The sequence below is a fragment of the Cupriavidus sp. YR651 genome (genome assembly GCF_900101625.1).
GTDB lineage: Bacteria > Pseudomonadota > Gammaproteobacteria > Burkholderiales > Burkholderiaceae > Cupriavidus.
This window is the reverse complement of record NZ_FMYZ01000004.1, coordinates 40,874-61,410: the sequence shown is the minus strand read 5'-3', so window position 1 is coordinate 61,410 and position 20,537 is coordinate 40,874. Positions and strand designations below refer to the sequence as shown.

At 67.3% G+C, this 20,537-nt stretch carries 15 protein-coding genes; 9 read left to right on the top strand and 6 right to left on the bottom strand.

Translation table 11 applies throughout. The features are described from left to right. Together BLR29_RS12910 and BLR29_RS12905 are read right to left on the bottom strand one after the other, a co-directional pair. Positions 1-2,519: DUF6600 domain-containing protein (locus BLR29_RS12910; RefSeq protein WP_092137387.1), on the bottom strand; the 2,519-nt coding region annotated here is incomplete at its 3' end. 425 nt (positions 2,520-2,944) lie between these two features. After that, positions 2,945-4,270 carry a putative bifunctional diguanylate cyclase/phosphodiesterase gene (locus BLR29_RS12905; protein ID WP_092137386.1) on the bottom strand — a complete coding sequence of 442 codons (1,326 nt, stop codon included), beginning with the start codon at positions 4,268-4,270 and terminating at the stop codon, positions 2,945-2,947. Positions 4,271-4,546: 276 nt separating this feature from the next. Here BLR29_RS12905 and BLR29_RS12900 point away from each other — a divergent pair, with 276 nt between their 5' ends. The 8 genes from BLR29_RS12900 (at position 4,547) to BLR29_RS12865 (ending at position 14,327) form a co-directional block, all read left to right on the top strand. Next, the gene (locus tag BLR29_RS12900; protein ID WP_092137385.1) at positions 4,547-6,166 is read left to right on the top strand and encodes a methyl-accepting chemotaxis protein; all 1,620 of its coding nucleotides are present in this window, start codon (positions 4,547-4,549) and stop codon (positions 6,164-6,166) included. Between the two features lie 33 nt (positions 6,167-6,199). Beyond that, positions 6,200-6,676 carry a chemotaxis protein CheW gene (locus BLR29_RS12895; protein ID WP_092137384.1) on the top strand — a complete coding sequence of 159 codons (477 nt, stop codon included), beginning with the start codon at positions 6,200-6,202 and terminating at the stop codon, positions 6,674-6,676. Further along, a complete protein-coding gene (locus tag BLR29_RS12890; protein WP_092137383.1) occupies positions 6,673-7,986 on the top strand; it encodes a CheR family methyltransferase in 1,314 nt (437 codons plus the stop codon). The genes BLR29_RS12895 and BLR29_RS12890 overlap by 4 nt, the downstream gene beginning before the upstream one ends. Continuing rightward, on the top strand, positions 7,979-8,704 hold the full coding sequence (locus tag BLR29_RS12885; protein ID WP_092137382.1) for a chemotaxis protein CheW: 726 nt from the start codon (positions 7,979-7,981) through the stop codon (positions 8,702-8,704). The genes BLR29_RS12890 and BLR29_RS12885 overlap by 8 nt, the downstream gene beginning before the upstream one ends. Then, positions 8,701-11,046 carry a hybrid sensor histidine kinase/response regulator gene (locus BLR29_RS12880; protein WP_092137381.1) on the top strand — a complete coding sequence of 782 codons (2,346 nt, stop codon included), beginning with the start codon at positions 8,701-8,703 and terminating at the stop codon, positions 11,044-11,046. Before BLR29_RS12885 ends, BLR29_RS12880 begins: the two co-directional genes overlap by 4 nt. Beyond that, a complete protein-coding gene (locus BLR29_RS12875) occupies positions 11,043-12,080 on the top strand; it encodes a chemotaxis response regulator protein-glutamate methylesterase (RefSeq protein ID WP_092137380.1) in 1,038 nt (345 codons plus the stop codon). The genes BLR29_RS12880 and BLR29_RS12875 overlap by 4 nt, the downstream gene beginning before the upstream one ends. Positions 12,081-12,178: 98 nt before the next feature. Then, positions 12,179-13,231, top strand: a complete 1,053-nt coding sequence (locus BLR29_RS12870; RefSeq protein ID WP_369804601.1) for a response regulator — start codon at positions 12,179-12,181, stop codon at positions 13,229-13,231. Between the two features lie 316 nt (positions 13,232-13,547). Then, on the top strand, positions 13,548-14,327 hold the full coding sequence (locus tag BLR29_RS12865; RefSeq protein WP_092137379.1) for a DUF4397 domain-containing protein: 780 nt from the start codon (positions 13,548-13,550) through the stop codon (positions 14,325-14,327). A 53-nt stretch (positions 14,328-14,380) separates the two neighbouring features. On the opposite strand, the gene BLR29_RS12860 is transcribed toward BLR29_RS12865, so the two are convergent. The 4 genes from BLR29_RS12860 to BLR29_RS12845 form a co-directional block, all read right to left on the bottom strand. Continuing rightward, the gene (locus tag BLR29_RS12860; RefSeq protein ID WP_092137378.1) at positions 14,381-14,713 is read right to left on the bottom strand and encodes a helix-turn-helix transcriptional regulator; all 333 of its coding nucleotides are present in this window, start codon (positions 14,711-14,713) and stop codon (positions 14,381-14,383) included. A 171-nt stretch (positions 14,714-14,884) separates the two neighbouring features. After that, positions 14,885-16,387, bottom strand: coding sequence for a tripartite tricarboxylate transporter permease (locus BLR29_RS12855; RefSeq protein ID WP_092137377.1), 1,503 nt, complete (start codon positions 16,385-16,387; stop codon positions 14,885-14,887). 13 nt (positions 16,388-16,400) lie between these two features. After that, positions 16,401-16,862 (bottom strand): tripartite tricarboxylate transporter TctB family protein, encoded by a 462-nt coding sequence (locus BLR29_RS12850; RefSeq protein WP_092137376.1) that lies wholly within the window; start codon positions 16,860-16,862, stop codon positions 16,401-16,403. A 426-nt stretch (positions 16,863-17,288) separates the two neighbouring features. Beyond that, on the bottom strand, positions 17,289-18,776 hold the full coding sequence (locus tag BLR29_RS12845) for an MATE family efflux transporter (RefSeq protein ID WP_092137375.1): 1,488 nt from the start codon (positions 18,774-18,776) through the stop codon (positions 17,289-17,291). A gap of 296 nt (positions 18,777-19,072) precedes the next feature. Between BLR29_RS12845 and BLR29_RS12840 the strand changes: the two genes are divergently transcribed. Beyond that, positions 19,073-20,500, top strand: coding sequence for an NAD-dependent succinate-semialdehyde dehydrogenase (locus BLR29_RS12840; protein WP_092137374.1), 1,428 nt, complete (start codon positions 19,073-19,075; stop codon positions 20,498-20,500). Positions 20,501-20,537: the final 37 nt, after the last annotated feature.

Below are 20,537 nucleotides of genomic sequence, written 5' to 3'. Positions count from 1 at the left end.
TGCTGACGCTGCGCCGCTTGCCGCTGCTGATCCATCTGCTGGCGCTGTTGCTCCTGCGCCTGCCGTTGCTGATCGAACTGCTGCTGGCGCTGTTCCGCCTGCCGCTGTTGATCCATTTGCTGGCGCTGTTGGTCTTGCGCCTGCCGTTGCTGGTCGAACTGCTGCTGACGCTGCGCCGCCTGCCGCTGCTGATCCATTTGCTGGCGCTGTTGCTCCTGTGCTTGCCGTTGCTGATCGAACTGCTGCTGACGCTGCGCCGCCTGCCGTTGCTGATCCATCTGCTGACGCTGTTGGTCTTGCGCCTGCCGTTGCTGGTCGAACTGTTGCCGCTGCGCGGATTCGCGTTGCTGATCCTGGAACTGGCGTTGCGGGTCCTGTGCCTGATGTTGCGGGTCGAACTGCTGGCGACGCTGCTGATCCTGCCCCTGCCGCTGCTGCTCTATCCGTTGCTGATCCTGCTGCTGGCGCTGGAGCGCCTGCTGCTGACGTTGCTGGAAATCCGACGACTGACGCTGTTGCTCCTGGAACTGTCGCTGCTGATCCAGTTGCTGCCGTTGCAGCGCTTGCTGCTGACGCTGCGCTTCCGGCGGCAAGCCACGCATCTGGTCCGGACGCGTGGACCAGCCGCGGCTGTTGTCGTCGCCCGGTGAACCACCCTGGCCGACAAACGCCCGCGCCCCATCTCGTCCGGGCTGGCCGGGTTGGCCGTCGCGCCCGGGTTGGCCCGGCTGGCCGTTTTGACCAGGCTGGCCGTTTTGACCGGGTTGGCCATTCCGTCCGTCATTCCGTCCGATCTGCCCCCGACGTTCGTGTGCCGCCTGCGCCGCCTGGCTCAGGCGAACGTCCGGCTGCCACGGCGTGCCCTGCGTCGGTTGCTGCCGTCCGCGCCGGTCCGCTTCCTGCCGGGATGCCGGCGACGGACCGCGCCATGCAGGCCCGGCGCCAGCCGTGCCCCCCTCGCGGGCAAACCGCCGCGCCAGATCATCCTGCGCCACGCGACCCGGCGGTCGGGCGGCGATTGCCTGACGCTCGAATCCTTCACGCGCCATCGGCGGCAAGGCCCGCACCGGCGCACCGCCGACCAGGCTCGTCTTCACCGGCGCCATCGGCGGCGCGCCATGGCCACCCTCGCCAATCGGCAAGTGCCGCCACTCGTCCCGCTGGTTGCCACGTGGCACCGGGCGGCCCTCGACAAAACTGCGCGCCGGCATGCCGTGGATCGCACCCGGCACATTGCGATTTGCCCAGCGGTCCCGATCGCGATCACCTCGATCGCCCCGGTCGCCAAAACGATTGACCGTCACGTTGTTGATCCGGGTGATATAGCCCGGGCTGGCGCGGTACACCGGCCGGTAAACGTCACGCGGTCCGAGCGGATACCACGCCACGCCCGGGCCGCCACCAATGCGGATGGTCGCGGAGGCGCCGCCGACAAAGGCAACCAGCGCCGGCGCATAGCACGGACGCCCGCTGACAGGACCGGGCACCCAGCCCCACCGGTTGCCGAAGTGCGCCCAGCGGCCATAGTGTGACGGGGCAAAACCCCACGGCGCGTCATCGACCCACGTCCAGCCCCACGGCGCCACCCAGACCCAGTTGCCGGTGCTGTACGGCGCCCAGCCCGACGGCACGGCACGCGGGAACCACACCGCGCCGTAGCCGGCGTCCTGCTGCCAGTCGCCGTAATCATCCAGCGCGGTGTAGCCGGTCATGTCGCGCGGCACATAGCGCGCGGACACGGAATCGTCCTCGCGCGCATCGCGTGCCGCCGTCCACTGGTCGAAGCTGTCCGGCGCCGGATACGCGCCCTGTCCCGCATCGGCCAGGTCGGACCCCGCAAAGCGCATGCGCTGGCCGCGCGTCATCTCGACGGAGCGGCTGTCGCCGTAGAGCACGGCACTGCCATGTCGCATGCTGACCAGTGTCGTGCTGCCGTCCGGTGCCACATCAAGCCGGTAGTCGCCGGGCTCGCGCGGCACGAAAGCCAGATTCGGGGTATCGATTTCGACCTGCTGGTCTTGCGGCAAGGCACGCACGCGCAACTGCAGCGTGCCCTGCGTCAGCTTGATCTGCGTGGTGTTGTCGTCGAGGTTGAGGACCGTGGCAGCGGTGGCGCCGCCCAGCCGCACGGCCGTGGAGCCAGCGTGCAGCTCCGCCCGGCCGCCCGGGTAAACCCACAGGCGATCGCCGGTCGTGACCGGGCGATTCAGGCCGGTGGCAGCCCATTCGTCCGATCCGGCCGGGGCAAAGCTCAGGTTGCCGGCCACATCGGTCAGCGTGGCGACCCGGGAAGAGGGATCGGCGGTCTGCGCCACGGCGTCGGGATTGCCGAGCACGGAGGCATCGCCGGGCCCTTGCGCATAGCCCGGCAGGTTGTAGTCCGGCGGCACGTTATAGCCAGGCGGGCCGTAGTCCTGCGCGCGCGCCAGCCCATGGGCCAGCAGCACGGCCAGGCCGAGCCCGGCCAGCGGAGCCACGCGGGGCCATCGACCCGCCGCCAAGCGAAAAAGGGATTGCATCGTGTCTTACCTTGTTCCGGACGCCCGCCAGGCGAGCGTCATCATATTGTCACCCTATAACGGATAAACGGCGGAGGACGCCAGCGGCAGACCGGACTTTGTAAGCGCATATTTCCCCCTGCCACGGCCCCGCGGGCCCCGGGCGACCGCGCGAGCCGCCCGGCGGGCCGGGCCGCAAGCCGGCGCGTCGGGCTTACCGGCGCGGACCGGACAAAGGCGGAAACAAGTCTTGCAGGTGGATCGACAGATTCGGGAAGATCGGCCAGACGACGCGGCCGGAAGGTGCGGCCGGACGACGCGCCCGACGACCGCCCGGACGCGGCGCTGCCGCGGTTGGCGCACGGTTGGCGTACGGCTGAGGCGCTGCTGGGGCGCGACCGGTGTGCGGCTGACGCACCGCGCTGCTGCGGTGCGGCGAAGGCGGTCTAGCGCGGCTGGTTGCGCAAGAAATCCGTCAGGCGGTCCGGCGGCATGGGCCGGCCATAAAAGTAGCCTTGCGCTTCCACGCAGCGGTTGGCCAGCAGGAAGTCGCGCTGCTCGGCGGTCTCCACCCCTTCGGCCACCACGCCGATGCGCAGGCTTTCGCCCACGTTGATCACCGAGCGGACGATGGCGGCGTCGACGTCATCGTGCGTGACGTTGCGGATGAAGGACTGGTCGATCTTGAGCCGGTCGACCGGAAAGGTCTTGAGGAAGCTCAGCGACGCATAGCCGGTCCCGAAGTCGTCGCAGGTCAGCGTCACGCCGTCGCGGCGCAGGGCCTGGAGCTGGTCGGACACCTCGTCGCCCTGCTGGAGGGCGATGGTCTCGGTGATCTCGATTTCGAGCAGGGATGCCGGCAGTTCCAGCGCGCGCAGCACGTGGCGCACTTCGGTCAGCAGGCGGCTTTCCGCCAGCTGCGCGGCAAACAGGTTGATGGCGACGCGCGGCGGCTCCTCGAACGTCAGCGACCACGCACGGGCCTGCGCGCAAGCCGTGTGCAGCAGCCACATCCCCACGTCGCCCGCCACGCTGCTGACGGCCAGCGCGTCGATGAACGCCGCCGGGGTCAGCAGGCCCAGCGTGGGATGGCGCCAGCGCATCAGGGCCTCGGCCCCGACCACGCGTCCATCGCGCAGATCCACCTGCGGCTGGTAGAGCAACTCGAACTGCCGCTGGGCGTAGGCCTCGCGCAGCGCCTGGACGAGCGACAGCCGCGTCGTCACGTCCGTGCGCATCTGCGGCTTGAAGAAGCGGATGGTGCGTCCGCCATCGTGCTTGGCCCGGGCCAGCGCCAGGCTGGCGGCGGCCAGTACGTCGGACGAGGTATCGCCCCCGGCTGGCATCACGCAGGCGCCAACGCTGGCCAGCACGTGGTGCCGGCGGCCATTCAGTTCATGGGGGGCGGACAGCATCGACAGGATGGCGGCGCTCACATGGCGCACCAGCGTGGGGTCCGAGATGGAAGTCAGCAGCACACCGAATTCGTCGCCGCCCACTCGTCCGATGACGGCATCGCGCGGCGACGCATCGCGCAGGCGACGGGCCACATGCTGCAGGATGGCATCGCCCTCGGCATGGCCGTGCATGTCATTGAAGGCGCGGAAATCGTCGATGCCAATCAGCAATAGGGCAAAGCGCGGCGTCGGCTCGCTTTGCAGACGCGCCTCCAGTCGCTTCAAGAATGCCTGGCGGGCGGCCACGCCGGTCAGCGGATCGATATCCGCCGGCGGCAAAGCGCCAGTCGCCTGTGCCTCCGACTTGGCCACCATCCCTGCCTTATCAGTTGTGATGAACATGGTTCCCGCTCAAGCTATTTGGCAAGTGTGACGAAAACCATGGAAAAATCAAGCGCTTCGGTTTTTCGGCGCGAGCGCGCAACGGCGCGGCCTGGCGGGCCGGCAGCCGTCGTTGAAATGACCGGGGCGTTACAGTACCCTACGCCGCAATTGCCAGCCACCCGCAACAGGGTTCCCCCCACTGGGTGATGGCGCCTTGCCGCCGGCCATGCCAGGCGGCCCAACAAGAAAATCCTCGCGAACCCGACCGTGAAACACTGGACCATTCGCACGCGCATCCTGGCGAGCTTTACTTTCATCCTGCTGGTCATGACCCTGATGAGCGTCGTGGCCTACAACCGCCTGTCCGCCATCGAGCGCGAGACCACGATCATGCGCACCGACGCGCTGCCGGGGCTCAACTACAGCGCCGCCATGCGTGGAATCTGGGGCGAGATCTATGTCCTGGCATGGCAGACCGTGACGGCACAGGACGGCGCGGAGCGCACCCGGCTGCTCGCCCAGACGCGGGACGCCACCACGCGCCTGGATCGCCTGGAGCAGTTGTATGAAGCGACCATCATCCGCGATGACGATCGCAGCCGTTTCCGGACATTCCGGGAAATTCGCGCCAGGTATGACCAGGCCGCGCAGTCCTACCTGGATCCGGCCAAATGGAAGGATACGACCGCCGCGGAGGCCGCCCTGCGCGGCAGCGCGCACGACATCTGGCTGGATGGCCGCAAGACCCTGCAGATGCTGGTGGACGACAACAACGCCGTCAACGACCGCGCGGCGGCCGGCATTGTCGGCTCCGTGACGGCCGCCAAGACCAATATCGAGGCCTCGCTGGCGATTGCGGTGCTGGCCGCCGCGATCTGCGGCTTCCTGCTGCTGCGTGCGATCACCGTGCCGATGCGCTCCATCGTGTCCCTGCTGACCACCATGCGCGGCGGCGACCTGCGCCAGCGCATGGCCCTGGAACGCCGCGACGAATTCCTGGCCGTGGAGGAAGGCTTCAACCAGATGTCCGGCGAGCTGACGTCGCTGGTCGGCCAGGCGCAGCGCTCCGCCATCCAGGTCACCACCTCGGTCAACGAGATCGCCGCCACCGCGCGCCAGCAGCAGGCCACGGCCACCGAGACCGCGGCCACCACCACCCAGATCGGCGCCACCTCGCGCGAAATCTCCGCCACCGCGCGCGACCTGGTGCGAACCATGGGCGAGGTGTCGCATGCCGCCGAGCAGACCGCGGGACTGGCCGGCACGGGGCAGGTCGGTTTGTCGCGCATGGAAGCCACCATGCACCACGTGATGGAAGCCGCAGGATCGGTCAACACGCGCCTGGCCACGCTCAACGAGCGCGCCGGCAATATCAACCAGGTGGTCACCACCATCGCCCGCGTGGCCGACCAGACCAACCTGTTGTCGCTGAATGCGGCCATCGAGGCCGAGAAGGCCGGCGAGTATGGCCGCGGCTTCTCCGTGGTGGCCACGGAAATCCGCCGGCTGGCCGACCAGACCGCCGTGGCGACCTACGACATCGAACAGATGGTCCGCGAGATCCAGTCGGCCGTGGCCGCCGGCGTGATGGGCATGGACAAGTTCTCCGAGGAAGTCCGCCGCGGCATGTCCGAGGTGACGCAGGTGGGCGACCAGCTGTCGCAGATCATCGGCCAGATCCAGTCGCTGGCGCCACGCGTGCAGATGGTCAACGAAGGCATGCAGGCCCAGGCCGGCGGTGCCGAGCAGATCAATCAGGCGCTCATGCAGTTGTCGGAGGCCGCGCAGCAGACCGTGGAATCGCTGCGCCAGTCCGGTCAGGCCATCGACGAACTGACGCTGGTGGCCAACGAGCTGCGCAGCGGCGTCTCGCGCTTCAGGGTCTGAGCGAGCCCCGCCCTGCTCCCCCGCTCCCCCGACATGACACTGTTCCTGCTGTTCCGCATTGGCACCGACCACTACGCGATCGACACCGCGGAGGTGGCCGAGGTGCTGCCGCTGACCACGGTGAAACAGATCCCCGGCGCGCCGGGCTGGGTGAGCGGGCTGATGGTCCGGCACGGGCAGCCCGTGCCGGTCATCGACATGAGCGCGCTGGCCACCGGCACGCCCGCGGCGGCACGGACCAGCACGCGCACGGCGCTGGTGCACTATCGCCGCCCCGAGGCGGATAGCGATGCGCCAACGCGCCTGCTGGGGTTGCGGCTCGAATACGCGACCGAAACCCTGCGTTGCGATGCGGCGTCGTTCGTCGATGGCGGCATCGATCCCGCCCATGCACGGTATCTGGGTCCGGTGCGCCATGACGCACGCGGACTGGTGCAATGGGTGCGCGTGTCCGCGCTGCTGCCCGATGCGGTCCACGCGCTGCTGTTCCCCGAATCGGCCCCGGCATGACGGACGCCCCGCACCCCCAGACCCCGATCGAGGCCCTGCTGAAGGAACGCATCGGACTCGACGCGGCCTCCGTTGGCGCCGGCGTCATCGCGCGCGCCATCCAGGAGCGCCAGGTCGCCGTGGGCACGCACGACACCACGAGCTACTGGAACCTGCTGCACGTGGTGCCCGACGAGCTGCAGGCCCTGATCGAGGCCGTGGTCGTGCCAGAAACGTGGTTCTTCCGCCATCGCGAAGCGCTGCTGGCGCTCGGCCGCTTTGCGGCGCAATGCGTGTTCGGCCGTGACGTGCCGATGCTGCGCGTGCTGAGCGTGCCCTGTTCGACCGGCGAGGAACCCTACTCCATCGCCATGGCCCTGCTGGACGCGGGGCTCCCGCCCGAGCGCTTTCGCGTGGATGCGGTGGATGTCAGCGCACGTGCGCTGGAACGTGCGCGCGCCGGGCAGTACGGCAACAATGCATTCCGTGGCAGCCCGCTGGATTTCCGCGATCGCTACTTCACGCCCGTCGCGGCCGGTTACCGTATCGCGGACAAGGTACATGCCCAGGTGCGGCTGCTGCAGGGCAACCTGCTCGACCCGGTGCTGCTGGCCAGCGAGCCGGCCTACCACGTGGTGTTCTGCCGCAACCTGCTGATCTATTTCGACCCGGACACGCAGCAGCGCGCCGTGAAAACACTGACCCGGCTGACAACGCCGGACGGCATGATCTTCGTCGGTCCGGCCGAGGCGAGCCTGCTCACGCGCGAAGGGCTATCCGGCGCGGGCATTCCGCTGGCGTTCGCCTTTCATCCCCAGGCGGCGCGGCCGCCCTTGCAGCCGGCTGCGGCGTCCGCGATACCCTTGCCTGCCGTGCCCGCCGCGCCTCGCATGCCGTCCGGCGGGATCGCGCGGATACGGCCACCGCATGGCGCGGTGGCACGCACGCCGCAAGTCGCCGCACACCTCGCACATGCTGCACACGTCGCCACCGCTCCGGCCCCCGCACCGTCGCGCGATGCCGATGCCCTTTCCGCCATCGCCGCCCTCGCCGATCGTGGCGAACTGCCCGCCGCCACGGCCGCTTGCGAACGCCACCTGGCCGCGCACGGCCCGTCCGCCGATGCCTATTGCCTGCTGGGCGTGCTGCACGACGCCTCCGGCCACGCGGCGGACGCGCATGCCGCCTATCGCAAGGCCGTGTATCTGGACCCCGGCCACGAGGAAGCGCTCTATCATCTGGCCGCTTTGCTCGACAGCGAAGGCGACGCCGCGGGCGCGCACCGCCTGCGCGAGCGCGCCCAACGTCATGCCCGTGTAAGCCATGGCTGAACCCCTGACCGCCCCGCCCTCCCTTGCCGCCGGACTCGATGCCTGCTGGCGCCGTATCGGCGTCTCCGGCGACGGCTCCTGCCCGCTGCTGGCCACCCACATCCATTGCCGCAATTGCCCGACCTACGCGCAGGCCGCCGTGACGCTGCTCGACACGCTGTCGGCCGGCCAGCTGGCGGACCCTGAAGCACTGGATGCCGCCAACGCCGGCGATGCGCAGGCGGACCGCGCGGCCGGCCAGTCGTGCGTCGTGTTCCGCGTGGGCGACGAATGGCTGGCACTGCCGACTGCCGTGCTCGGTGAAGTCACCGCGCCGGCACCCGTGCACTCGCTGCCGCAGCGTCGCCACGCCGCGCTGGTCGGGGTGGCCGCCGTGCGCGGCGCGCTGCTGACCTGTGTCTCGCTGGCGCTGTTGTTCGGCGGCACCGAAGCCGGAGGCAAGCCCGACCGGGGAAGCGACAAGACCGACAACAAGGGCGATACGCAACGCGCGGCGCGGTTCCTGATCCTGGGCCAGGGGCGCAATGCCATCGCGCTGCCGGTGTCGGAAGTCGCCGGCGTCCGGCGCGTGCCCGCCGCCGCGCTGATGCCGTTGCCGGCCACCCTGGCACGCGCCTCCGCCCATTACACGCAAGCCTTGTTCGAGCATGAAGGCCATACGGTCGGCCTGCTGGATGCCGGCCTGTTGCGGCACGCGTTGTCGCGGAGCCTGTCATGAATCCGGAACAATTGCGCGATGCGTCGATGCTGGACCTCTTCGCGCTGGAGGCCGAATCGCAGGCCGAGGTGCTGAACGCGGGCCTGCTGGCGCTGGAGCGCGACCCGGCGGCCGCCATTCACCTCGAGGCCTGCATGCGCGCCGCGCATTCGCTCAAGGGCGCCGCGCGCATCGTGGGACTCGATGGCGGCGTGCGGGTGGCGCATGTCATGGAGGATTGCCTGGAGGCCGCGCAGCGCGGCGGATTGCGGCTGACACCGGCGCACATCGACGCGTTGCTGCAGGGCACCGACCTGCTGCAGCGCATTGGCCATCCTCCCGGTGGTGACGTCAACTGGGCGGAGCGTGACGGCAAGGCCGAGATCGACGCCTATGTCGCACGCATGGGCGCGCCGCTCGACAACGCCATGACGATGCCCGCGCCGGCGTCAGCCACGATCGTGGCCGAAACGCCCCCGGCTGCCTCAACCGTCGAGGCCGCAGCGACAGCCACAACGGCCGACCTCGCGCCCACTCCGGCCGTCATCCCGCCGGCCACCCTGCGTGCGCCGGAGCCGCCTGCCGCCGCGCCCGCCGATCCCACGGATGGCCAGGAGCGGACGCTGCGCGTCAACGCGGATCGCCTTGACCGCCTGTTGGCCATGGCCGGTGAAGCGATGGTCGAGTCGCACTGGCTGCGCCCGTTTGGCAGCGCGATGCAGCAGGCGCGGCGGCAACAGATGCGCGCCCTGCAGGCGCTGGACGGCATCCAGGCGCTGCTGGCCAGCCCCGATGGCACCGTGCCACGCCTGCGTGCGGCGCTGGCCGACGCGCGCCAGATCCTGGAAGACAGCCACGGGCAGATGTCGCAGCGCGTGGCGGAATTCGACCAGTACGATCATCGCGCGAGCCGGCTCTCGCGCCGGCTCTACGACACGGCGCTGTCGTGCCGCATGCGTCCGCTGTCCGACGGCATCACCGGCTTCTCGCGCATGGTGCGCGACCTGGGCCGGTCACTGGGCAAGACGGTGCACCTTTCGCTATCCGGTGAAAACACCCAGGTGGACCGGGACATCCTGGAACAGCTCGATGCACCGCTGGCCCACCTGCTGCGCAACGCCGTGGATCATGGCATCGAGGCGCCGGAGGTCAGGCGGGCCGCGGGCAAGCCCGAGGAGGGTCGCATCTCGCTTCACGCGCGCCACAACGCCGGGCGGCTGGTGATCGTGATCTTCGACGACGGCGCGGGCGTAGACCTCGAGGCGTTGCGCGCCACCATCGTGCGGCGCGGGCTGGCGCAAGTGGAAACGGCGGCGCGCCTGTCGCAGGCGGAACTGCTCGAGTTCCTGCTGCTGCCGGGCTTCAGCCTGCGCGAAACGGTTTCCGAAGTCTCCGGACGCGGCGTCGGACTCGATGCCGTGCAGGACATGGTGCGCGCCGTGCGCGGCAGCCTCAGGCTGTCGCAGCAACCCGGCACCGGCCTGCATTTCCACCTGGAGCTGCCACTCACGCTGTCCGTCGTGCGCGCGCTGCTGGTGGAGGTGTCCGGCGAGGCTTACGCCTTTCCGCTGGGCCACGTGCTGCGCGCCATGGCCGTGCGCCGCGACGACATCGAGCAGATCGAGCAGCACCAGCATTTCCGCTACGACGGCCGTCCCGTCGGGCTGGTCAGCGCGGCCCAGCTGCTGCAGCGGCCCGAGCATCCACAGGACGGCGATGCTGTGCCCGTCGTGGTGATCGGCGAACAGGACCGCGTCTATGGCATCGCCGTCGATCGCATGCTCGGCGAGCGCATGCTGGTGGTGCAACCGCTGGCGCAGGGACTCGGCAAGATCAAGGACATCGCCGCGGGCAGCCTCACGGACGACGGCACGCCAGTGCTGATCTTCGACGTCGAGGACATGCAGCGGTCCGTCGAGAAGCTGGTGTCGGAGGGCCGTATCGAGCGCGTGCGCCAGGCCGGCACCGAAGCCACGCTCGTGCGCCGCAAGCGCGTGCTGGTGGTGGACGACTCCCTCACCGTACGCGAGCTGGAGCGCAAGCTGCTGGCCGGGCGCGGCTATGACGTCGTGGTCGCGGTCGACGGCATGGACGGCTGGAACGTGCTGCGTGCGGAGCCGTTCGACCTCGTCATCACCGACGTCGACATGCCCCGCATGGATGGCATTGAACTGGTGAGCCGCATCCGGGCCGAAGCGCGCTTTGCCCAGCTTCCCGTCATGATCGTCTCGTACAAGGACCGCGAGCAAGACCGCGAGCGCGGCCTGCAGGCCGGCGCGGACTACTATCTGGCCAAGGGCAGTTTCCACGACACCGCACTGCTCGACGCAGTGCAGGACCTCATCGGGGAGGCACGCGCATGAAGATCGGGATCGTCAACGATTCTCCGCTGGCCGTGGCCGCCCTGCGCCGCGCCATCGCGCTGGACGCCACGCACGAGATCATCTGGGTCGCCGGCGATGGGGAGCAGGCCGTGCAACTGGCCGCAAGCCATACGCCGGACCTGATCCTGATGGACCTGCTGATGCCGGTCATGGACGGCGTGGAGGCCACGCGTCGCATCATGGCGGACTCGCCATGCGCCATCGTGGTGGTGACCATGGACCTGGGCCGCAACGCCAACCAGGTCTTTGCCGCAATGGGCCACGGCGCAATCGATGCCGTGGACACGCCCACGCTGGCGGAGCCCGACGCGCAACTGGCCGCCGGCCCGCTGCTGCGCAAGATCCGGAATATCGCGCGACTGCTGGGCGGACGCGCGGCCGCGCCGCCATCGCTGACCGCTGCCACGCGGGCCCCCGCCGCTCCGCGACTGGTGGCCATCGGCGCGTCCGCGGGCGGACCCGCCGCGCTGGCCAAGCTGCTTGGGGCGCTGCCGGCGGACTTCGACGCGGCGATCGTCGCCGTGCAGCATGTGGACGAAGCGTTTGCGCCGGGCATGGCCGAGTGGCTCGATGCGCAATGCGCGCTCCCGGTGCGCATTGCGCGTGCTGGCGAGCCCCCCCAGGCGGGCACGGTGGTGCTCGCCGGCACCAACGACCACCTGCGGCTGGTGGCGGGGGCGCGGATGGCCTACACGCCCGAGCCCGGCGACTACCTGTACCGGCCGTCCATCGATGTGTTCTTTGAAAGCGTGGTGGAGCATTGGCGCGGCGAGGCCGTGGGCGTGCTGCTGACCGGCATGGGCCGCGACGGCGCGGCGGGCCTCAAGGCGATGCGTGACCGCGGCTACCTGACCATTTCACAGGACCAGGCGACGAGCGCCGTCTACGGCATGCCCAAGGCCGCGGCGGCGATGGGCGCAGCCAGTGAAATCCTGCCGCTGCCGCTGATTGCCGCGCGACTGGTGCGGGCCTTTGGCGGCCGACGCGCCGGCGCGGCTTGCCCGCCGACATAGCGAGGTTGGGAATTCAGCCATCACGACGGGGTCCCGCTTCAACGGGCGACGGGAATGGCACAGGGACCCCGAAGAAAGACAAGAACAGGATGCGGAACATGCCAAGACACAATGATCCGGCCGGTGCGGCGGCCGATAGCGCAACCCCTGGCGCGACCCATGGCGCGGCCAGGGCGGCCAGCAGCGAATACATGGCGATGGTGCTGCTGGTCGACGACCAGGCCATCATCGGCGAGGCCATCCGTCGGGCGCTGGCGGGCGAGCCGGACATCGACTTCCACTACTGCGCCCAGCCCGACGATGCCGTGGCCGTGGCCGAGCGCACGCAGCCCACGGTCATCCTGCAGGACCTGGTCATGCCCGGTACGGACGGGCTGACGCTGGTGCGCCGCTATCGCGAAAACCCGGGCACGCGCGATATCCCCATCATCGTGCTGTCCACCAAGGAAGAGCCGACGATGAAGAGCGCGGCATTTGCCGCGGGGGCCAACGACTATCTGGTCAAGCTGCCGGACACGATCGAACTGGTGGCCCGTATTCGCTATCACTCGCGCTCGTACCTGAACCTGCTGCAGCGTGACGAAGCCTACCGCGCATTGCGCCAGAGCCAGCAACAGCTACTGGAAACCAACCTCGAACTGCAGCGGCTCACCAATTCCGATGGCCTCACGGGCTTGTCCAACCGCCGCTACTTCGACGAATACCTCGGCGCGGAATGGAAGCGTGCGCAGCGCGAGCAGACCCAGCTGGCCTTGCTGATGATCGACGTCGATGCCTTCAAGGCGTACAACGATACGTACGGGCACGTGGCCGGTGACGAAGTGCTGCGCCGCGTGGCGGCGGTGATCCGCGAGAACTGCGCACGCCCTGCGGACCTGCCTGCGCGTTTTGGCGGCGAAGAGTTTTCGATGATCCTGCCGGCAACGTCGCCAGGCGGCGCGCGCCTGCTGGCGGAGAAGGTGCGACGCGCGATTGAATCGCTGCGCATCCCGCACACCGGATCGCCCACAAGCCAGTTCGTCACCATCAGCATTGGCGGCGCAGTGATCGTGCCCGATGCTGACGCGAACTTCAGTCGTCTCGTCGAGGCCGCCGATACCGGCCTCTACCAGGCCAAGCGAAACGGGCGCAATCAGGTCGTGATGGTGTAACTCTTTCCGGGGCCTCGATGGCGAGGCGCCCGGCCCCCTCGACGACACGTCGCAGCGAGCGCCGGATCGATACGCCAAGGCGCTGCAAGGATGGCGCTCGCGATGTAAGAATTTCCACACGCATCCGTTCTGGATGCCCCTGGACCCGCCGGTTTGTATCCGCTACACGCACGCATCGCGACGTGCGTGTCAGCCTTGCAACCAGATTGTCGGACTCCTCCGACAGTGGATTCGGAACCCTCCGCCTGCCTGCCTCCACCCGCCATGCCTATCGTTGCATCAGGCAAGCGCAATCCCAATGGCATGAGGTGAATCCATGAAACCAATCAAGAGCAAGATCCTTCTGGGCCTGGCACTGGCGGCCACGGCGGTGCTGGCTGCATGCAGCGGCGGTGACGACAGCATTGACGATCGCGTGGGCCTGAGCAAGCCGTCGGTGCGCGTGATCCATGCGATCACGGCGGGCCCCAATGTCGACGTCCTGCAGAACGGCACCAAGACCTCGCTGCAGAACATTCCGTACAAGACGGTGTCCGGCTATTTCGACGTTGCCACGGGCAGCAACCTGTTTGCGTTCAACCTGACCGGGACGGCGACGCAGATCGGCGCCACGACGGTCGATGCCCATACGGGCCACAAGTACACGGTGGTCGCGTTGCCAGGCACCGCAACAGCGGATGTGATCCAGATCGACGATCCCTATGGCAAGGGCATTCTGTCCACCTCCGCACGCATTCGCGGCCTGAACGCGTCGATCAACGCGCAGAACGTCGACATGTACCTGACCACGCCTGCGCTCGACCTGAACACCGTGTCGCCGACGATTGCCGGCGTCTCCTACAAGAACGCGGTGCCGCCTTCGGGGCAGGATTCGATCTATGTGGATGGCGGCACGTATCGCCTGCGCATCACCACGGCGGGCACCAAGAGCGTGATCTTCGATTCGGGGGCGCTGACGGTTGCCAGGAACGACGACTGGCTGATCACCACGATCCCGGCGGACGGCTTTGGTGCCGTGATTCCCAACCGGATCAAGGTGCTGGTGGCGCAAAGCAATACCAGCAATACGACGGCTCAAGAACTCGTGACGCAGTAAGCAGGCAACTGCCCGCCGCGCGCCCTTCAGCGCCGCAACAGGACGCCGCCGCTTCAGGCGGTGTCCTGCTTTTGTGCGTCGCCTGCGTCCTCATCGTTGCTGGCGAGGTCGGACTTGAGCACGTCGAGATGAGACAGGTAGGCGTCCAGCTCCGCGCGGCCACTGTTGGTGATGGAATACACGCGGCCGTTGCCCTCGACCAGTTCGGCCGTGATGGAGCGCGCAATCATCAGGCTGCGCAGGACCGGCCGCAGCGCACGGATGTTCTTGTCGATGCCGCGCTCGCGCAGTCGCTCCATCAGATTGAAGACGGTGGACGGGCTAGCCTGGACAAGCTTGAGGATATAGAGCCGGGATACGACCCGGTCGAGTGATGGCGTTTTCATGGGCGCAGTCGACGCAGCCAGTGCGGGAATTCGGATCATCATGCGCAGCCCATGACTGCAGCCGCAGTCGGGCAAGTTCTCTCTTAAAAAAACGGGGTGCGCGAGGCACCCCGAAAGCTTGCGTTATGCACGCCGGTTTCCGCCGGCGCCGTTCCGGTGCGCCACGGAGCGCTACTCTTCCTGGAACGCTTCTTCGCGCTTGGCCTTGATCGACGGCAGGGCCACCACAGCCACCAGTGCGGCGGCGGCGATCAGCAGGCCCATCGACAACGGACGCGTCACGAATACGCTGAAGTCACCACGCGACAGCAGCAGCGAGCGGCGGAAGTTCTCTTCCATCATCGGTCCCAGCACGAAGCCGAGCAGCAGCGGTGCCGGTTCGCACTTGAGCTTGATGAACAGGTAGCCGATCACGCCGAAGGCTGCGGTCTTGAACACGTCGAAGGTGTTGTTGTTGACCGAGTACACGCCGATGCCGCAGAACGTGAGGATGGCGGGGTACAGGTAGCGGTACGGCACGTTCAGCAGCTTCACCCAGATGCCGATCATCGGCAGGTTCAGGATGATCAGCATGAGGTTGCCGATCCACATCGAGGCGATCAGGCCCCAGAACAGCGCCGGGTTGCTGGTCATCACCTGCGGACCGGGCTGGATGTTGTGGATGGTCATCGCACCCACCATCAGCGCCATCACGGCGTTAGGCGGAATACCCAGCGTCAGCAGCGGGATGAACGAGGTCTGTGCCGCGGCGTTGTTGGCCGATTCCGGACCTGCCACGCCTTCGATCGCGCCCTTGCCGAATTCATGCGCATACTTCGACGTCTTCTTTTCCAGCGAGTAGGCTGCAAACGAAGCCAGTGCCGCACCGCCGCCGGGCAGGATGCCCAGTGCGGAACCCAGCGCCGTGCCACGCAGTACCGCCGGGATCATGCGCTTGAAGTCCGCCTTGGTCGGCCAGAGGTTGGTCACCTTGTTCGTGAACGTTTCGCGCGCCTCCTTCTGTTCGAGGTTCGCGATGATTTCCGCGAAACCGAACATACCCATCGCCAGCGCGACGAAGTCGATGCCGTCGGTGAGCTCCGGGATGTCGAACGAGAAACGTGCGGCGCCCGAGTTCACGTCGGTGCCGATCAGGCCCATCAGCAGACCCAGCACGATCATCGACACCGCCTTGGGCAGCGAACCCGAAGCCAGCACCACGGCACCGATCAGGCCCAGCACCATCAGCGAGAAGTATTCGGCGGGGCCGAACTTGAACGCCAGTTCCGACAGCGGCGTTGCGAAGGCCGCCAGGATCAGCGTGGCCACGCAGCCGGCGAAGAACGAGCCCAGACCGGCGGTGGCCAGCGCCACGCCGGCACGGCCACGTCGTGCCATCTGGTAGCCGTCGATGGTGGTCACCACCGACGACGATTCACCGGGCAGGTTCACCAGGATGGCGGTCGTGGAACCACCGTACTGGGCGCCGTAGTAAATACCGGCCAGCATGATCAGCGCGGCCACCGGGGGCAGCGTGTAGGTCACCGGCAGCAGCATGGCGATGGTGGCCAGAGGCCCCAGGCCCGGCAGCACACCGATCAGGGTACCCAGCACGCAGCCCAGAAAGGCGTACGCGAGGTTCTGGAGGGACAATGCCGTGGAGAAACCCAGGGCAAGGTGACTGAACAATTCCATGTGATGCGTCTCCTTAGCCGGTAATGAAGGCCGGCCATACCGGCATCTGCAGGTTGATGCCGTACACGAAGGCGCCAAGGCTGATCAGCACGAGCACCACGCCATTGGCGAGCGCGCCCTTCCAGCTGAATTCGTGGCTCGCCATCGACGAGACCAGCACCAGCACGAACACCGACAACACCATGCCGAGCGGCTTGAGCAACAGGCCGAACAGCACCACGGAACCGAGAATCCACAACAGGGTTTTCAAGTCCCAGCGAGCGAGCTGATCTTCCTCGCGCTTCATCGACAGGGAACCCACCGTTACGATGGCGCCCAGGAAGGCAAGCACCAGTCCGAGCAGAAACGGAAAATATCCGGGTCCCATCTTGGCGGCTGTTCCCATGGAATAGCCGCGCGCGACGAAGGAAAAGCCCAGACCGACCAAGACGAACATCAGGCCGGAGGCAAAGTCCTTTTGGCTGCGTATGCGCAAAACGAATCTCCTCAAAGTTATGAAAAGCGGTACCGCATGGCACGCCGGCTCGGACGCCCCACACTGCGAACGCGCAGATACGTACACGTTCGACGCGATGGTGCGAACAGTAGAGACGCGATCTTTCAGCCGCCTTTCATTTGTCTGGGGTCTAGGGTATTTCCCAATGAGGCCCACCGTCATGCGTTTTTCGGCAATACATCATGATGTGATGCATCGCATCGCGAGGCCGCACGCGATGTAAGGCAAATGAAAGCGCGCCTCGAAAGGTGAACGTAAGGGAAGGACGCCGCCTGATGCGGCAAGACGGAAAAGCGCGCGGTGCGGGCCTTTCGGTTGGCTTACAGTTTCGCCGCGACGCCGCACGGCGCGCAGCGAATGTCTCTCATGCGAAGAAGTGGATGCTTGTTTCGGCGCGGCGTGGCATCAGCGCAGCGGTGCCGCTGCCGCATTGACGCCTTCGACGGCGCCATCGGTGCCATCCGCGTCCTCGCACGGCGTGCCCATGCTCGTATCCGGCGCCTGGCCCACCGCTTGCGCGTGCGGCGCACCAGGCAGGATGTGGCTGCGCTTCCAGTTGCCGAAGCGGTAGTAGCCAAACGCCAGCGCGACGGATACCACCGAGCCTAGCGGGAAGCTCCACCAGATCGATTCCGCACCGATATGCGGACCGAGCAGCCATGCAAACGGCAGGCGAATCACCCACATCGAGATGAACAGGATGAGCAGCGGCGCCATCACGGCACCCGTGGCACGCACGGTGCCGAACACGACGATGGTGAAGCCGAAGAGGATGAACGACCAGAGCACCACGATATTGATGTGCTGCGCAATGCCGATGGCGGTGCTGTCATCGCCGAGGAACAAGCCGAGCGAATGGCGGTTGAACAGGTAGATCAGTCCGACCAGCGCACCGGTCATCGCTACGTTGAACAGCAGGCCCACTTGCGTGACACGCGACACGCGCGCCCACAATCCCGCGCCGACGTTCTGCGCCACCATCGACGACACGCTGGCGCCCACGGCCAGCGCCGGCATCTGCACGTACGTCCACAGTTGCGACGCCACGCCATACGCCGCAGTGGTCTGCGAGCCATAGGTATTGACGAGCGACATCATCACGATGGCCGACGACGAGATCACGACCATCTGCAATCCCATCGGCAAGCCCTTGTTCACCAGTGCGCGCAGGATCGCCGGATCGGGCTTCAGCAGCGCCAGTTGCTCCCGATGCAGCAGCAGGAAATGGCGGCGCTTGTAGAGCAGCGCGATCATCGCCACCAGGCTCGTCATCTGCGCGATCAGTGTGGCCAGCGCGGAGCCCGCGATACCCAGCGCCGGCAAGGGGCCGATGCCAAAGATCAGCACCGGGTTGAGCACCACGTCCAGGATCGCCGACAGCAGCATGAAGTAGAACGGCGTGCGCGAATCCCCCGCGCCGCGCAGCGTCATCATCACGAAGTTGTAGAAGTACATGAACGGCAACGCCACGAAGATGATGCGCAGGTAGATCACGGCCAGCGGCGCGGCGTCTGCCGGCGTGTGCATCGCCGTCAGGATATGCGGGGTGAAGATGAAACCCAGCACGGCGGCGAGCACGGATAACCCCACGAAAAACGTGGTGCTGGTGCCGACGATGCGGCGCGCCTCATGGATGTCGCGCGCGCCGACCGCCTGGCCGATCATGATCGTGTTGGCCATGCTGATGCCGAACACCACGCCCAGCAGGAAGAAAAGGATGATGTTGGCGTTGGACGTCGCGGTCAGCGCCGCTTCACCCAGGAAGCGGCCCACCCAGACCGAATTGATGGACGCATTGAGCGACTGCAGGATGTTGCTGCCCAGCACCGGCAGGGAAAACAGCAGCAGGGTCCGGCCGATCGGGCCCGTGGTCAGTCTGGCGTCAGGCTTCATGGCGGGGAAGTCGTCAGGCGCCGCTGGAAATGGCGGGAGCCGGTGCGCGTACGAGTGGGAATCTGGCAGTCTAGTCCGCGTGGACCTGCCCTCACAAGCCTGGCGGAGGTGGCCGATTATCGGCCGCGCCGCCCGCCTGCCTGGCAGGAATGCGGCAGGGATCCACCGAGGTCCGCGGCGGCCGGTGAAGGCCCTGTGCGCGAACCGCCCCAACGCGTTAAGCTTGCGGTTTCTCGACCCGACCCGCTTGCGGCACGCCGCCCCGGCGCGCCGTCCAACTCACTCAGGAGACACGCATGTATCAGGATCTCGCCCTCTACATCGATGGGGAATTCATCAAGGGAGGGGACCGTCGCGAGCAGGACGTCATCAATCCGGCGACGCAGGAAGTCCTCGGCAAGCTGCCGCACGCCAACCGCGCGGACCTGGACCGTGCCCTGGCTGCCGCACAGCGCGCCTTCGAGACGTGGAAGAAGACCTCGCCGCTGGAGCGTTCCGCGATCCTGCGCAAGGTGGCGGAGCTGACCCGCACCCGCGCCAAGGAAATTGGCCGCGACATCACGCTGGATCAGGGCAAGCCGCTGGCCGAAGCCGTTGGCGAAGTCATGATCTGCGCCGAACACGCCGAATGGCACGCCGAGGAAGCCCGCCGTATCTATGGCCGCGTGATCCCGCCGCGCAACCCGGCCGTGCGCCAGATCGTCGTGCGCGAACCGATCGGCGTCTGCGCCGCCTTCACGCCGTGGAACTTCCCGTTCAACCAGGCCATCCGCAAGATCGTCGCCGCATTGGGCGCGGGCTGCACGCTGATCCTGAAGGGCCCGGAGGACTCCCCGAGCGCCGTGGTCGCGCTGGCTCGCCTGTTCCACGATGCAGGCCTGCCCCCGGGCGTGCTGAATATCGTCTGGGGCGTGCCCGGCGAAATCTCCACTTACCTGATCGAATCGCCGATCGTGCGCAAGATCTCCTTCACGGGTTCGGTGCCGGTGGGCAAGCAGCTGGCCGCGCTGGCCGGCGCTCACATGAAGCGCATGACGATGGAGCTGGGCGGCCACTCGCCGGTGCTGGTGTTCGACGACGCCGACATCGAGCCCGCCGCCGAGATGCTGGCGCGCTTCAAGCTGCGCAACGCCGGCCAGGTGTGCGTCTCGCCGACGCGCTTCTATGTGCAGGAAAAAGCCTACGACAAGTTCCTGGCCCGCTTCACCGAGGTCATCGGATCGATCAAGGTCGGCAATGGCCTGGACGATGGCACCCAGATGGGCCCGCTGGCGCACGAGCGTCGCATCGCGTCGATGGAGCAGTTCCTCGATGACGCGAACCAGCGTGGCGGCAAGATCGTGGCGGGCGGTTCGCGCATCGGCGACAAGGGATTCTTCTTCGCACCGACCGTGGTCACGGACCTGCCCGACGATGCCAGGCTGATGGTGGACGAGCCGTTCGGCCCGGTGGCCCCGGTGACGCGCTTCAAGGATGCGGAGGAAGCCCTGCGCCGCGCCAACAGCCTGCCTTTCGGCCTGGCGTCGTATGTCTTCACGAATTCCCTGAAGACCGCCAACCTGGTGTCGAGCGGGCTGGAAGCCGGCATGGTCAACGTCAACCACTTCGGCATGGCGCTGGCCGAGACCCCGTTCGGCGGCATCAAGGACTCGGGCATCGGCAGCGAAGGCGGCCAGGAAACGTTCGATGGCTACCTGGTGACGAAGTTTATTACGCAGGTTTGATGCAGTGCGGCGGCGCCTGGCTCGCAAGCCAGGCCCG

Excerpts from the sequence above, each read along its gene's own strand:
- BLR29_RS12905 (WP_092137386.1), bottom strand. The coding sequence starts at position 4,270 with ATGGTGGCCAAGTCGGAGGCACAGGCGACTGGCGCTTTGCCGCCGGCG.
- BLR29_RS12895 (WP_092137384.1), top strand. The coding sequence starts at position 6,200 with ATGACACTGTTCCTGCTGTTCCGCATTGGCACCGACCACTACGCGATC.
- BLR29_RS12890 (WP_092137383.1), top strand. The coding sequence starts at position 6,673 with ATGACGGACGCCCCGCACCCCCAGACCCCGATCGAGGCCCTGCTGAAG.
- BLR29_RS12885 (WP_092137382.1), top strand. The coding sequence starts at position 7,979 with ATGGCTGAACCCCTGACCGCCCCGCCCTCCCTTGCCGCCGGACTCGAT.
- BLR29_RS12880 (WP_092137381.1), top strand. The coding sequence starts at position 8,701 with ATGAATCCGGAACAATTGCGCGATGCGTCGATGCTGGACCTCTTCGCG.
- BLR29_RS12875 (WP_092137380.1), top strand. The coding sequence starts at position 11,043 with ATGAAGATCGGGATCGTCAACGATTCTCCGCTGGCCGTGGCCGCCCTG.
- BLR29_RS12870 (WP_369804601.1), top strand. The coding sequence starts at position 12,179 with ATGCCAAGACACAATGATCCGGCCGGTGCGGCGGCCGATAGCGCAACC.
- BLR29_RS12865 (WP_092137379.1), top strand. The coding sequence starts at position 13,548 with ATGAAACCAATCAAGAGCAAGATCCTTCTGGGCCTGGCACTGGCGGCC.
- BLR29_RS12860 (WP_092137378.1), bottom strand. The coding sequence starts at position 14,713 with ATGAAAACGCCATCACTCGACCGGGTCGTATCCCGGCTCTATATCCTC.
- BLR29_RS12855 (WP_092137377.1), bottom strand. The coding sequence starts at position 16,387 with ATGGAATTGTTCAGTCACCTTGCCCTGGGTTTCTCCACGGCATTGTCC.
- BLR29_RS12845 (WP_092137375.1), bottom strand. The coding sequence starts at position 18,776 with ATGAAGCCTGACGCCAGACTGACCACGGGCCCGATCGGCCGGACCCTG.
- BLR29_RS12840 (WP_092137374.1), top strand. The coding sequence starts at position 19,073 with ATGTATCAGGATCTCGCCCTCTACATCGATGGGGAATTCATCAAGGGA.